Origin of the sequence: Leptospira gomenensis, assembly GCF_004770155.1 — a bacterium.
Classification (GTDB): domain Bacteria; phylum Spirochaetota; class Leptospiria; order Leptospirales; family Leptospiraceae; genus Leptospira; species Leptospira gomenensis.
In genome coordinates, this window is record NZ_RQFA01000066.1 from 59,672 (window position 1) to 72,459 (window position 12,788).

The window sequence follows — 12,788 nt, forward strand, 5'->3', positions numbered from 1 at the left end:
GGTTTCCATCATCTATTTCGAATCACCTTCGCAGGAACTCCTGCGGCCACAGAATACTCGGGAAGATCCTTAGTGACTACGGAGCCGGCCGCGATTACACAACCTTTCCCGACTTTGACGTTTGAAGTAATGACCACGTTAGCGCCGATCCAAACGTCGTCTTCGATTCGGATGATTCCTCCTTTATGACCTTGTTCCATAATGGGTCGAGTGGAGTCGGCAAATATATGATCGGCCGCGCGTAAAACGACGTTCGGACCGATTAGAACCTTATCTCCGATCTCGATTTTTCCATTGGAGGCACCGATGAAAACGTTATTGTTAAACGAACATCCGTTGCCGATTTTCAATTCAGCGTTATTCGCGTGGATTTTACATCCTTGCATAAAAGAAACCCCTTCGCCCATTCTTATATTCTCGACACCCGAAAATGTCACGTCCTCGTCCACGTAAATAGAACGAATTCGAAAAATTTCCTTATATCTCGATTCGCGTTCCATTTTGAAAAAAGGGGCATCCGAATTTTTGATCAATAAAGAATATATGTAAGACCAAATTTTAAAATAAGACGACATTCGAGAGAAATTTTTTTTAACTCTATATAAAAAAGAAACCACGTTAAGAAACTCCGAGAAACAGTATTCCGAAGCGGCTCGCAGTTTCGAAATCGCCAACGGCGTCTCCGATAAAAAGGGAACGACTCGGATTGATGTCATAGTTTCGAATCAAATTTCCGGTGATTTCGACTTTTGATTTTGGACTTCCGCAAACCTCGAGAAAAAAATCGTTCAACTTCTTCTCTTTCGTTATATAACGTAATTCCTCTTCCGGAGTTCCGGAAACGACGAACGAACGGATACTCGATTGGCTCAAATCGGTTAGTAGTTCCGAAATCCCGGGAAGAAGATCGCATTTCACAACCTTCTCGACGACAAGGGAGGCGAAATCGGAAGCCAAACGTTCGACCAAACTCGAATCATATTCAACTTTCATAAAATTCAACACGTATTCGATTTTTTTATATCGATCGATGCCTCCGTTCGATCGATGATATTCAAGAATACAATCCACAGCCTCGTTTCCGAATTCCTTAAACAGATCGGCGTAGGCTTCCGTTTTGATCCCGACGCTATCGACTACAACTCCGTCGAAATCGAAAAAAACAGAATCTATTTTCTCTTTTCTTAAAACGAAAAAATCCTGGATCACCTACAGCCCCACGTTTCCGAAAACCGTACACGGAGATCCGTCCGCACCTTCCAGCCAAAGCGGCGCGATCAGCACATTCTGTAATTTTAATATGTCCGATCCTAAATTTAGAAAATTAACATCTTCTAATATTAGAATGGGATCCTTCCTATTTAGGAACTTCCGGTGGGCGGTCCTTCCCACCTCCCGATTCGTATAACTCGAGAGGGAAATCAAATCAAAACCGAATATTCTAAGGTTTACGAAAGTGTTCCGTAAAAAGTCGGACATATCAGGCGCAATCCCCGGAGGGTTCTTCCAATATTCTTCCGAAGAACGGGAATCTCCCCAATGCGTTTTTAGAAAAAGAATTTCGGTTTTAGGATCGAGAAGATTCGCCTTTGTTCCTATGTGTTCCGGACCGATCAACGTCCCCGCTTCTGGTTTTTTATCGAGATCCAAAAGGGAAACTTTTGTGGAAAACCAAAATTCGGCCGGATAATCGGTAAGCCTTTTGCCGTTCGGATCAAAATGAAACGGACAATCGATATGAGTTCCGGTATGATTCGAGAAGTTTAAATTGAGAGTATTGCAAGAATCCCCGTGATCCAAACATTTCCCCTGCGTAACTTCCGGAAAACCGCTTCCTCCGTAGACGGGAGTATTTTTGCCGATTTCGTAAGAAAGAAGAATCATGGTCTCTCGAAATATTCCGCAATCGATTTTATTGCGGCTGTCCCCATCGCTTCCACGGCTTCCTTTGCGTTTCCTCCGATATGCGGAGTTACGATCAGGTTTTTTAAGGATAAAAATTCAAGATCGGTCGGAGGTTCCTCTTCGAAGACGTCAAGTGCGGCGCCTGCTATAACATCATTCTCTAAAGCCCTTTTGATATCGGATTCCTTTACGATATTACCTCTACTCGTATTAAGAAGATAGGAACTAGGTTTCATTTGCGACAGAAACTTGAAGTCCACCATATACAAAGTCCGTTCGGTAAGGGGTAGATGAAGGCTTACGAAGTCCGATTCGTTCAATAAATTCTCGATAGAAACCTGAGTCGCACCGTAACTTTCGCAAACTAATTTTTTATCCAAGATATCGTGAACCAACAATTTACAATGGAACGGTTGCAACAAACGTAACAAATCCTCGCCGATATGACCGCAACCCACAATTCCGACCGTTTTTCCGGAAAGCAAAACGCCGCCTTCTTTCTTCCACGACCCGCTCTTTAACAGATAACTCGTAAAAAAGACGTTCCTGCTCAAAGCCAAAAGATAAGAAAGAGCCAATTCGGAAACGGATCGACGATTTACACCCGGCGTCCAACCGATCGGCTTATTTAGAAAATTCGCATATTCTGTATCGATATTGTCGAGACCGACCCCGTATTTAGCGTATATTCGAATATTGGGCAATGAATCGATCACCCTACGGGAAATTTTTTCCAATCCGACGATGGCAGCATCCGCGTCTTTTAAAAATTCGATGACTCCGTCCTCGTCGAAACGTCTTCCCTCTTTGTTAAAGACGGAATCCGGATACAACTCTTTCAGCTTTTTTTCCAAAACTATATGATTGGAAAAAGAAGGTGATAAAACTTTAACTACGATTTTGCGATTGGACACTGAGACGATTATCCTTGGTACGAAACTTTCCCGGACAAACCGGGCTTTTAAAATTTGAGTTCGATACTTTCACTGGTCGAGGATATATAATCTTCCACTTGCGGCAGCATTTTAGTTCGAAATTCTTCTTGCTTGCCCAACCAGTAAAATACGTTGTCCTTAAGAGTATCATAATCTTCTGATACGATTTCTCGAATGGAATCCAAACCGACCGCATTTCTCCCGCGTTTAGGATTGTGGAAAATCGAAGGAACACCCAAGGCGACGGCTTCGAATCCGGTCGTAGCGAATCCAGGAGAAACGACCAAATCGGAAAGTAAAATAGGATATACCGAACTATATCGAAAATCGAAAACTTCGACGTTTTGTTGCGTTTTAAACTCCGAAAATATCGTATAAAAAGGAAGCCCCGATCTTTTTTCACTTTCTACAAAGGAAGAATAACTTCCGGATTCGGGAATTTTCGGTTTTAGAATGAATAGGTAATCGGGAAACTCTTTTACCAAACGCAAGACATCCGTATAAAAATTATAGAGTTCCTGAGCCGTAGGAAGACTGATTTCTAAATCCCTGCAAACTATACTTTCGTCGAAAATACAAATGATTTTATCGAAACGACTTGAATACAACCGCTTCTCATTTCGAACGAACTCCTTCATTTGGACGTTTGCCTGCGCTCTCAGGATTCCGGTGATGACCGAATCACCTCCGGGATAATACATCTTTTCCCGAAATTGAAGTACACTTTTTTTCCCTGCTAGAAAATACTTAGAATAAAGAAAATCCACCATATAAAGTTGGGTTCCGGCTCCCTCGACGAACCAACTTAAACTATCCTGAATATAAACATTATGAATCCCTTTTTTTTCAAGAGCCGCCGTTCTTAAAACTTGCTCCGGATCTATATCCAAACTCGTAAAATGGGCGACGGGACGACCAAATCCGACTAACGCAGTGAATGAGAAGTATTCAACCATTCCTTTGGCGATCCCGACCGCGAAATATTTTAGCGCGGAAGATGATAAAAGCGGAAGGAGTAAGATGCTGCAAACGAGCTCGAATCGATTTCGAAAACTTAGCTCAATATCTTTTGTACTTAAACTCAGAACCGACAATCCCTTTCGGTTTTTTAGAGATTCGATCGTTTCCGGAATCTCGTGCGATAACACGATCCGTATTTGTTTAGGATCGACGGAAAGACAATTCAAAAGATACAACGGATCTCGGTATTTCAAAGCGCCTTCGTCATTGTCGGCGTTCAAAGAATACGAGCGCGGGTCTAAGGACTCGATTCGAAGTAAATATTTATAACGCTCCTCTTCCGGTCTTCGAACGAAATTCGTTCGAAAGGAGCGTTTTAAGAGGATCAACAATGCCTTTATCGGTGACCTGAGGTTACGAAAAACTTGAGGAGAACTAATATCCGCACCGTAAAAGAAAACCGTTTTTTTCCAGGTTTCTTTTTGAACCTCCGATAAGTACGGAATATATTCATCGATCTTCTCCCGCTCAAAACGAGAGTAACAATGTATTTGGTCGTAACGCTCCGATAAATATTGTATCTTAATCGATAGCTTTGTGAATTCATAACAATCCCAAAGCACCAACTTATTGACGAACATTCGAAAGTATTTCGTCCCGATGACTAACGCGAAAAATCGGATAAGTAGACTATTGAAAAACTTCTCCGAAGTTAATCTTGAAATACGATACGCTTCGTCTTTTGCCTCCGCGATTTTTGATCGATCGATATCGGAAAGGGATAAAAAATCCTCGGAAAAATCCTCGGACCAAATCGAAGCGTAAATGTCCCAGTCGGAATACTCGTCCCTTTTCGAGTCCGGCAGAACGTCATAGATCACAGCTCTGGATGTCGAATTTTTCGGTTTCATACGTTTAATCACGGTGACACCTAACGCGCGAGGATATTTTAGAACCTAAAACCCGCGATCGGACCGTAAACGGTATGGATCGAGTCAAGGTGTTCGCGCAAAGAACACAGTCTCACGGTCTCACCTTCCAACCAATGTTTCACCTGGAGATACAAACCGGGCTTGTGAAGTCGGTCTAAACCGGATTCGTCGCAGACGACCTCTTCAATCGAAACGCTTTTAGTCATTTGTATATGCAATTTTTCTAAAGGTCGGAATATTATCTTTCTATTTTTAGTCTGAATTTCAAGCCCCCAACGGCCTGCGCTTTCCCAATTCGAGTGATACGAAAATGGAACGTGATTCTCGCAGACTCCGACTCCCACGAAAATAGATTTCGGCGTCCAGTCCAACCCGCCGAAAGATCTCGGGATTAGTTCGATCGGCCTTCCACAAAGATGAAAAGCAAGATCGATTACATGCGATGAATTTCTAAGAACCCAATTTCTTTTTTCGAGGATGGGCAGAGACAAAGATTCGATGGTATGAGGCCATTCGGTAAAATCGAAAGTAAACGATGTGACACCCCGGTCATCCTCTATCATCCGCTGCGCGGCGATAACGGAGGAATAAAATCTTCTATTATAAGCGATAAAAATCTCACCGTTGAAAGCGGAAGAAAGAGAGTATAATTTTTCAATATCGTCGGTCGTGATACCGCCCGGCTTTTCTACGAGAAGTTTATGAATCCCGCTTTTAAGACAAAGTGCGGAATGTTCTCCGAGAAATTCTGTGTTCGAGGACACGATCGCATGGCTATAACTCTGGTCCTTATCGGACGTCAGAAAGTTTTCCAAACCGCCGACGATTGCTTGTACTCCGGTCTTCTCGAAAAATACGTCACAAGAAGTCCGGCTTCTACCCACGGCCCGAAACGGAATCTTAAGCGCGTTCAGAACACGGGCGTATTCCGCTCCCATATATCCGGTCCCTACCAACAGGACGTTCGTTCGTTTTAAGTGATCGGACATTGAACTTCCGGATCCTTAAAACCGATCTCGTCTAAATGCCGAATCAGCTCAACGAGCATTTTTTTATGAAGAACGGAGTTCTCTTGGAACGAAGGTAAATCGCAAGTTCCTCTCGTGAACAAATCGTCCGCGATTTCAGAGCTGAGCTGACTCTGATATCGAATCGGTATCTGTCTAAGACCGGATCCGTCTTGGATTTCATAAAGATCGGATTTCATATTGATCTTCCAATTGAGTTTTGAGGTTGCTAGACTCATCGTAAAAGGAAGTTTCATCCCTCTTCTATCTTCGATTTTGATTGTATCCCCGTTGATCGTGCTACCCGATAGAATTCCCGAAAATTCGACGTATCCTGATCTTTTGGAGGAAAGGATTTCACGATCCAACAAAGAGGCATTCAGAGTAAGTTCGTTATTTTTAGTTAGGTGTGCAAACACGTCCAGAAAATGTATGGAATTGCAAGCCAATCCCCAATCGCTACCCGAAACGGAAAAATCGATTCGACCATCTCCGTCGTAAACGTTTTCAAAATCCGTAAACAGAGTTGAATTCGATCTTTTGTTGCAGTTCACCCAAACCCGAATACCGGAGGAAAGAAACATTTTTTCCGCTTCGTCAAAATCGGAAAGATTAGGAAACAATATTTTTTCCAGAATTAGATCGTGAATTTTTTCCACATTCGAGATCAGCGATCGGATAATCCCCAATCTCTCTTTGGAATTGCAGGCGACGATAACAAGATCCATTTTTTTCGGTAGATCGGCGATAGAAGTCAACGGTTCCAACTTAGGAGAATCAACGGTCTTGAATTGATCGTATATCTTTTTAGCGGAGTGTAACGATTCTTTACTGGGATCCACCGCGAAGAGTTCCGCTTTTTCGTTCAATCTTCCTAAGGACTGTAAATGGCGGCTTCCTAATTGTCCCGTCCCGACAACGGCAATTGTTTTCATCTTATTACGTTATCCGATGATCGACGGCAAATGGCGTTTTAAAGATTCGCCTACCCGATACATATCCTCTTCCGTCAAATTGACGGAACTCGGTAAACTAAATCCCCTTCGGGAAATAGATTCCGAAACCGACAAATCCGATCGAATATAACCTTGATAAGGCGGCATGGAATGGATCGGATAAAATACTGGGCGGGTTTCGATTCCGTCCAAATTCATACGTTCGGTCAGTTGCATCCTAGTTTCATTTCCTTCGGGTAACAAAAACGTATACAACCAATACGAATTCCAAGCCCAGCTCTCCTCCGGGGGAAGCGTAATTCCGGATATATTCTTTAATATAGAATTATAATATTCTGCTATACTTCTTTTTCTAAAAACGAAATGATCCAACCTTTCCATTTGCGCGACTCCCAACGCCGCCTGCAAATTGGTCATACGATAGTTGAATCCCACCTCCACGTGCCAATAGCGTTTTTCTTTGGACATACCGTGATCGCGCAAAACGGCGGCCCTTTCTGCCGATTCGGAATTTCGAAACAACACCATTCCTCCTTCACCCGTAGTGATCGTCTTATTTCCGAAAAAACTGAACGTAGCCGCGTCTCCGAAGGAGCCTACTTCGACTCCCTTATACTTGCTGCCCAATGCTTCCGCACAATCTTCGACGACTAAAAGATTTTTTTCCTCCGCTAATTTCAATATGGGAGCCATATCGCAAGGATGACCGTATAAGTGGACCGGCATGATCGCCTTGGTCTTTTCGGTCAAAAGTGGAATGATCGTCTCGACGGAAAGATTCCAAGTTTTAGGATCGATATCCGCCAAGACTGGAACCGCCCCGGCATACAAGATCGCATTTACGGAAGCCGCAAAGGTGAAATTAGGAACGATCACTTCGTCTCCTTCTCCGACTCCCAAAGCGACAAGAGCAAGATGAAGCGCCACGGTCCCGTTACTCACGGCCAAGGCACCGGCAACTTTCATCTTCTCTTTAAAAATACTTTCGAACTCCCGTACGTATTTCCCTTGCGATGAAATCCAGGAAGTTCTTATACAATCGGTGACGTAAGCCAATTCGTTTCCGTCCAGTTGCGGAGCCGCGACCGGAATTTGACGGACTTTTTTATTCGTCGCAAAATCTACGACCCGTCCTTCCGAATCTAAGAGCGGAATGATCTTAATCTGCTCGGAGAAGGAACGGACGATCCGTTCGTTATCGGTACCGACCGGTAAGGAAAAAAATTTCCGATTCATAACCGTTACGACGGAATCCGTTAAAACGGCCCCGTTTAATAAGGCACGACGAACGTCTCCGTCGCTGAGCGCTCCTAAAAGTTTCCGATTCCGATCTACGACGAAAACTATTCCGAGCGCGATTCGATCCAAGGACTCCAACGCTTCTTTGAGTGTGGTCGTTTCGAAAACTGTGATTTCCGTGGCTTTCAATTTACACCGGCCGCATTCTTTAACAAATCGAAGTGTTCTAGGATTTCATCGATATTCAGTCTTTTTATCTCCAAAACGTGCTGAGCCTCGCGGAAAAACCGCATATGTTTCAAGAACCAATACTGATTCGTCAAACGATCGTTGGTGTCGAGCACCCCCTCGTTATCGCTGTGGTGCAATCCGCGTATAACGGCTTTTAGTCGAAGCACGGCCTCGTCCGCATCGAAGGAAAGAGTGCCTGCGGAAACCTTTAAATGCGCCGTGTCCAAGAGTATTCCGAAATTTTCGTCTTTTATTATATTCACTGTTTCTAAAATTTCATCCGGATCGGCGCAAAGGAGCGGATTCCTACCGTCTTCCCTTAAATTCATTGCCGCGACGACGTTATTTTCTATTAAAAAAGGCATATTAAGAATATTAGAATAATCTAACACTTTGCGGATCGATTCTATGAAAATCTCCTTATTGGTTGACCTATTAAATTCCCGATCCTGCTTCAATTTTCTCCCGAGCTCTTCCGGTTTCGGATCGATACAAAATCCGGCGTGCGCGGCAAAAAAGGGAGACCGGGAGGCCGCCGCCAACTCCAAACCCCGTTTACAATGTTCAATGGACTTTTCCCTTATTTCCCGATCAGTACTCGCAAGATTGAGTACGAAAGGTTCCTTAGGGGCCGGAAAATAATTGTGCGGAAGTCTTTCTATTCCACTAGAAAGATAGATTGCTTCCATATTTTCCATGTAAGGCAATCCGGAGCTAAACTCGATTTGAAACGAATTGTTTGTCGCCAATTCAACGACGTCTTGAATCGGTATGCCGATAAAGGCCAGTGTACTAACCGCGATTTTCATTCAACCACTCGTAGATTTCGTATTTTTCAGTCTCTCCGACTTTTACGAATCCGTTCTTTATATACAACCGGATCGCAGTCGAATTGGGTTTATCCACGGAAAGGGTTAACTTTTCGATCTTGTGTTCCGTCGCAAACCGAATCAAATAATTCATCATTAATTTTCCGTAACCTAGACCTTTAGCGGATTGAACGACCGCAATCCCCAACCAAATTTTCGAATCATCCGGATCCAAGTGTCCGTAGGCAACCGGATGATCATCCGCGAGAAGTAACACAGTGACGATATGATTTTCGATCGCGCTCGTCGGTCGATTCCGGAAGTAACGGAAGGTACTCAAAGAATCTCCGGCTAACGATAAAAAACGATCCAAAAGATCCAGTTTGTTTCTATCGATCCTGACCCAATCCAAATTCAAGTCCAATCCACCATGGACAATTCCAATAAAGTATCGTTCGTTATGTTTTGAGTCGCCCTTTTACCTATGATGTCGGCGAGTTTTGACGGAGCAAGCCCGGTGTTCGGTCTTTTGAAACAAAGCATATCGTAGGTGAACGTCTCGCCCATAACGATATCCCGATTCGCCGCTACACTTCTTCGCATTCCTATCTTATTCCGCTCTTCCGCTTCCGTAGGTTCCTTAATGGAAGAACCCAAGGCAGCCTCCACTTCGCGGATTCCCCGAACCAATTCCGAAAAGCCGGACTGCTCTAACGAACAAGAATGATCCGGTCCGGGCAGCTTACGATCCAAGGTAAAATGTTTTTCGATCACCTGCGCCCCCAATGCCACAGCCGCAAAACACGCGTTATTCGATTCTACGTGATCCGAATAACCTACGACAACTCCTAACGCTTCTTTCAGCATGGGAATAGTCCTTAAATTTGCGTCTTCGATTCTGGAGGGATAATTCGTCGTACATTGCAAAACGACGATCTTTTGGTTCCCGACGTTTCTAACCGTTTTTACTCCGTCGGCAATTTCGGCTAACGTCGCCATTCCGGTCGATAAGATGATCGGTTTTCCGAACTTAGCCACGACTTCCAAAAAATAGGGTTCCACTAATTGTCCGGAAGCGATTTTAAACGCCTCCACTCCCAAAGAATTGAGGAAGTTCGCGTCCCCGATACTATAAGGTGTGGATAAAAAATCGATTCCGATAGACTTACACAGTTGCATCAATTCGGGATATGACTTTCTAGGAAGTTCCAATTTCCTCAACATATCCAATTGTGATTCCTGCGCGTCCGTCACTTTCAATTGGTAATCGGCTTTGGGAGCGCGCGCGCTTGCAACCTCTTCCGCCACGAAAGTTTGAAACTTTACGCAGTCGGCCCCCGCTTCCTTGGCGGAGTATATCAATTTTTTTGCAAGTTCCAAATCACCGTTGTGGTTTACACCCGCTTCCGCGATGATGTAGGACGGCTTCGGTTTAAGGTTTTGAGAATTCGGTATTTCGAGCATAAATCGTTTCACAAATATTTAAAGTATAAACTCACAGGTCGTTTTAGGATTTCAGTACGGTTTCGACGGCTTTTGCAACGGCCATATGACCGTCGTAGGAAAGATGTATACCGTCTTCCAAAAGCATTCGATCCGCATCCTTTGCGGGATACGGGTCGATAAAAGAACTTCCGAATAATTCCTTAAGTATTCCGTTATAAATTCCGACGGCTTCCGATAAAAAAGGATTTTTCTTTGAAAGCGTTGCGTTTGGAAGAGAAATGGCTACGGCGAAAACGCGGGCGTATTTAAAAATTTCCTTAAACCGTTTTAGATTGTCCTTAAACTCGTCCGGATGAACGTATTTAATCCTACGTTTAGTTATCAATTTGATATGATTGCGTTTGACGTAGGAGTGAATGATATTCGAAATTCTATCCGGTAAAAATTGAAATAGTTTCAATTCCTTCTCACTCACCGATCGAGGTGTACAATCGACTATACCTATCTGCAGGATGATAATATCCGGAGAGTAGCCCGCTAGATAACCGAATTGACTGTGACTAACCAATTCCCTCGTATGAAGACCGCCGATCCGTTGAAAATAAAAGGAATATTTTTCTTTCAATCTTTCCGCGACGGAGTACGTCCAGACATCGGAATCCTGAATCGTAGGAGTATTCATTCGAGGAAGTCCTAAAGAATCGGTCAGCAACAACACCTTCTTTCTCATACTTCCCACACCTCAGTACTTCCCGATCGACCTTTTGTAAGTGACGCCGATTGCATCGGCGATCTTCCTCATTTCCGAATCCGGATCCTCCGCGTGACCGATCCTTTTATGAAAATCACGGATCAATAAATCGGGAAATGCCGCCTCGCACGCCGCGTACAAATACTCTCGTATTTCTTTTTCATTCGGTCGATAACCGGTTTGAATTTTATCCAAGGCCCTTTTTAAATCCTCTCGCGAGTGGATACGAAAAATGGACTTCATTCCGCAGAACCAAGATTCGCCGAAAAGTAGTCCAGGTTTTCCTCTGACGACACCTTCTAAAACGGCGGTTCCGGTAGCCGAAGCGACGGCGGCCGCATGATCAATCAGATCGAAGGAAGGAACTTCGGTAGGTATGATACGTAATTTCGGAATTTCAGACAAAAGTCGGTAGTATTCCTCATCCCTGGACATATGCGCTTCCGTAATCGACCAGAAGGTCGCAGGATGTTCTTTATAATAAATTTTCCAATCGGCGGGTAATAAGGAGGACAAAAGCCGGATAATTAAAACTAAATTGGCGTAAATGCCAGAACTCGGGGAAGTAGTGGCTTCCGGTTGATAATTGGCCGCGAAATAAATATACTTCTCATCAAACGAAGGGGAAGCGGAAAGATTTCGATACAATCTAAGCAGCCTTCGCCGATTATGGTTGGACCAATATTTATATAAGATAAAGCTAATTTGATTGAGAGTAGCGCCGTTCCGTTTTATGGGAATCGTATTAAATTTAACGTGTTGTTTTCCGAAAGGACGCGACTTGGAAAAAATTCCGTCGATCAAAATTTTAAAGTCGTCCCACTTCTCTTTCCAAAAGGGATTCTTAGAGGAATGGTCCTTCTGCATATTCATGTATTTCGGAATGGCAAGTTCATAAGAAGATTTTAATTTTCCGATAAATTGCTCGACGTCCTTTTCGATCGTTTCGGACTTTTTTTTGCGGTTTGTTTTTAGTCTTTCAGAAATAAAAAAAGAGTGGTTCTCGATCGAGTTGATGATCAAAAAATACCGATCAACGACGGCGGTCGCGTCCACCATAAGAACCGGAATTTTTTTCTCTTTGCAAACGGCATACAAAATATAATCGGTAACCGCGTGCGGAATAACGTAAGAAACGAAAACGTCCGGTTTTAGAGAATCGACGATTCCGATCCAATATCTCAGTTCCGAATAATAGTATTCGATTCGCTGTCTATAAGGAAACATCGATCCGGTCGCATCAAACCGATCCATCATGGTCAGTGCCACCGACTCGTATCGGCTATACTTATGGATCTCAGTTTCGTCCAATGCGGGAAACTCCGAATCTTGGATCGAATCGGGTCGAATCCCCCTCCTCGCGGAAATTACGTCATGTAGAATCGCATCGGGGTATTCACGGGATATTTTATCGAACGTACTCACGGAAGACAACCAATAGATCGGTTCGAAATTATAATTCCGCTTCAGACTCGAAATGACCAGCTCGTGCAAATCGTACATAAACGAGCCGTAAATCGCACGGATATTTTTCGTGTTCTTTTTCATTCTGAAATTCTAGAATATTTATCGAATAGAGACTGGTTCGTTCGTACTCGACGGCAGGAACCTGGAAAG

Annotated in this window: 13 protein-coding genes; all 13 read right to left on the minus strand. The window is 43.6% G+C overall.

The window, feature by feature from the left end; translation table 11 throughout:
* Positions 1–8: 8 nt before the first annotated feature.
* On the minus strand, positions 9–500 hold the full coding sequence (locus tag EHQ17_RS14465) for an acyltransferase (protein ID WP_246057569.1): 492 nt from the start codon (positions 498–500) through the stop codon (positions 9–11).
* A gap of 118 nt (positions 501–618) precedes the next feature.
* Positions 619–1,209, minus strand: a complete 591-nt coding sequence (locus EHQ17_RS14470) for an HAD family hydrolase (RefSeq protein ID WP_135590664.1) — start codon at positions 1,207–1,209, stop codon at positions 619–621.
* The gene (locus EHQ17_RS14475; protein ID WP_135590663.1) at positions 1,210–1,884 is read right to left on the minus strand and encodes a cyclase family protein; all 675 of its coding nucleotides are present in this window, start codon (positions 1,882–1,884) and stop codon (positions 1,210–1,212) included.
* Positions 1,881–2,819, minus strand: a complete 939-nt coding sequence (locus EHQ17_RS14480; RefSeq protein ID WP_210414555.1) for a phosphoglycerate dehydrogenase — start codon at positions 2,817–2,819, stop codon at positions 1,881–1,883. The genes EHQ17_RS14475 and EHQ17_RS14480 overlap by 4 nt, the downstream gene beginning before the upstream one ends.
* A 47-nt stretch (positions 2,820–2,866) precedes the next feature.
* Positions 2,867–4,711: a hypothetical protein gene (locus EHQ17_RS14485; protein ID WP_135590662.1), complete on the minus strand. Its 1,845-nt coding sequence runs from the start codon at positions 4,709–4,711 to the stop codon at positions 2,867–2,869.
* 38 nt (positions 4,712–4,749) lie between these two features.
* A complete protein-coding gene (locus tag EHQ17_RS14490) occupies positions 4,750–5,721 on the minus strand; it encodes a Gfo/Idh/MocA family oxidoreductase (protein ID WP_135590661.1) in 972 nt (323 codons plus the stop codon).
* Positions 5,706–6,674, minus strand: coding sequence for a Gfo/Idh/MocA family oxidoreductase (locus tag EHQ17_RS14495; RefSeq protein WP_135590660.1), 969 nt, complete (start codon positions 6,672–6,674; stop codon positions 5,706–5,708). The genes EHQ17_RS14490 and EHQ17_RS14495 overlap by 16 nt, the downstream gene beginning before the upstream one ends.
* 9 nt (positions 6,675–6,683) lie before the next feature.
* Positions 6,684–8,123, minus strand: coding sequence for an aminotransferase class I/II-fold pyridoxal phosphate-dependent enzyme (locus tag EHQ17_RS14500; RefSeq protein WP_135590659.1), 1,440 nt, complete (start codon positions 8,121–8,123; stop codon positions 6,684–6,686).
* Entirely contained in the window at positions 8,120–8,974 is an 855-nt protein-coding gene (locus tag EHQ17_RS14505) for a sugar phosphate isomerase/epimerase family protein (protein WP_135590658.1), read from the minus strand. The genes EHQ17_RS14500 and EHQ17_RS14505 overlap by 4 nt, the downstream gene beginning before the upstream one ends.
* On the minus strand, positions 8,958–9,398 hold the full coding sequence (locus EHQ17_RS14510; RefSeq protein ID WP_167881177.1) for a GNAT family N-acetyltransferase: 441 nt from the start codon (positions 9,396–9,398) through the stop codon (positions 8,958–8,960). Before EHQ17_RS14510 ends, EHQ17_RS14505 begins: the two co-directional genes overlap by 17 nt.
* Positions 9,389–10,438 (minus strand): N-acetylneuraminate synthase, encoded by a 1,050-nt coding sequence (gene neuB, locus EHQ17_RS14515; RefSeq protein WP_135590656.1) that lies wholly within the window; start codon positions 10,436–10,438, stop codon positions 9,389–9,391. The genes EHQ17_RS14510 and neuB overlap by 10 nt, the downstream gene beginning before the upstream one ends.
* Positions 10,439–10,481: 43 nt before the next feature.
* Positions 10,482–11,150: an SGNH/GDSL hydrolase family protein gene (locus EHQ17_RS14520; protein WP_135590655.1), complete on the minus strand. Its 669-nt coding sequence runs from the start codon at positions 11,148–11,150 to the stop codon at positions 10,482–10,484.
* Positions 11,151–11,162: 12 nt separating this feature from the next.
* Positions 11,163–12,719 carry a hypothetical protein gene (locus EHQ17_RS14525; RefSeq protein WP_135590654.1) on the minus strand — a complete coding sequence of 519 codons (1,557 nt, stop codon included), beginning with the start codon at positions 12,717–12,719 and terminating at the stop codon, positions 11,163–11,165.
* Positions 12,720–12,788 lie beyond the last annotated feature (69 nt).

Bases quoted from the DNA above. Each gene is read 5' to 3' on its own strand.
- EHQ17_RS14465 (WP_246057569.1), bottom strand. From the start codon at position 500: ATGGAACGCGAATCGAGATATAAGGAAATTTTTCGAATTCGTTCTATT.
- neuB (WP_135590656.1), bottom strand. From the start codon at position 10,438: ATGCTCGAAATACCGAATTCTCAAAACCTTAAACCGAAGCCGTCCTAC.
- EHQ17_RS14475 (WP_135590663.1), bottom strand. From the start codon at position 1,884: ATGATTCTTCTTTCTTACGAAATCGGCAAAAATACTCCCGTCTACGGA.
- EHQ17_RS14525 (WP_135590654.1), bottom strand. From the start codon at position 12,719: ATGAAAAAGAACACGAAAAATATCCGTGCGATTTACGGCTCGTTTATG.
- EHQ17_RS14485 (WP_135590662.1), bottom strand. From the start codon at position 4,711: ATGAAACCGAAAAATTCGACATCCAGAGCTGTGATCTATGACGTTCTG.
- EHQ17_RS14490 (WP_135590661.1), bottom strand. From the start codon at position 5,721: ATGTCCGATCACTTAAAACGAACGAACGTCCTGTTGGTAGGGACCGGA.
- EHQ17_RS14505 (WP_135590658.1), bottom strand. From the start codon at position 8,974: ATGAAAATCGCGGTTAGTACACTGGCCTTTATCGGCATACCGATTCAA.
- EHQ17_RS14495 (WP_135590660.1), bottom strand. From the start codon at position 6,674: ATGAAAACAATTGCCGTTGTCGGGACGGGACAATTAGGAAGCCGCCAT.
- EHQ17_RS14520 (WP_135590655.1), bottom strand. From the start codon at position 11,150: ATGAGAAAGAAGGTGTTGTTGCTGACCGATTCTTTAGGACTTCCTCGA.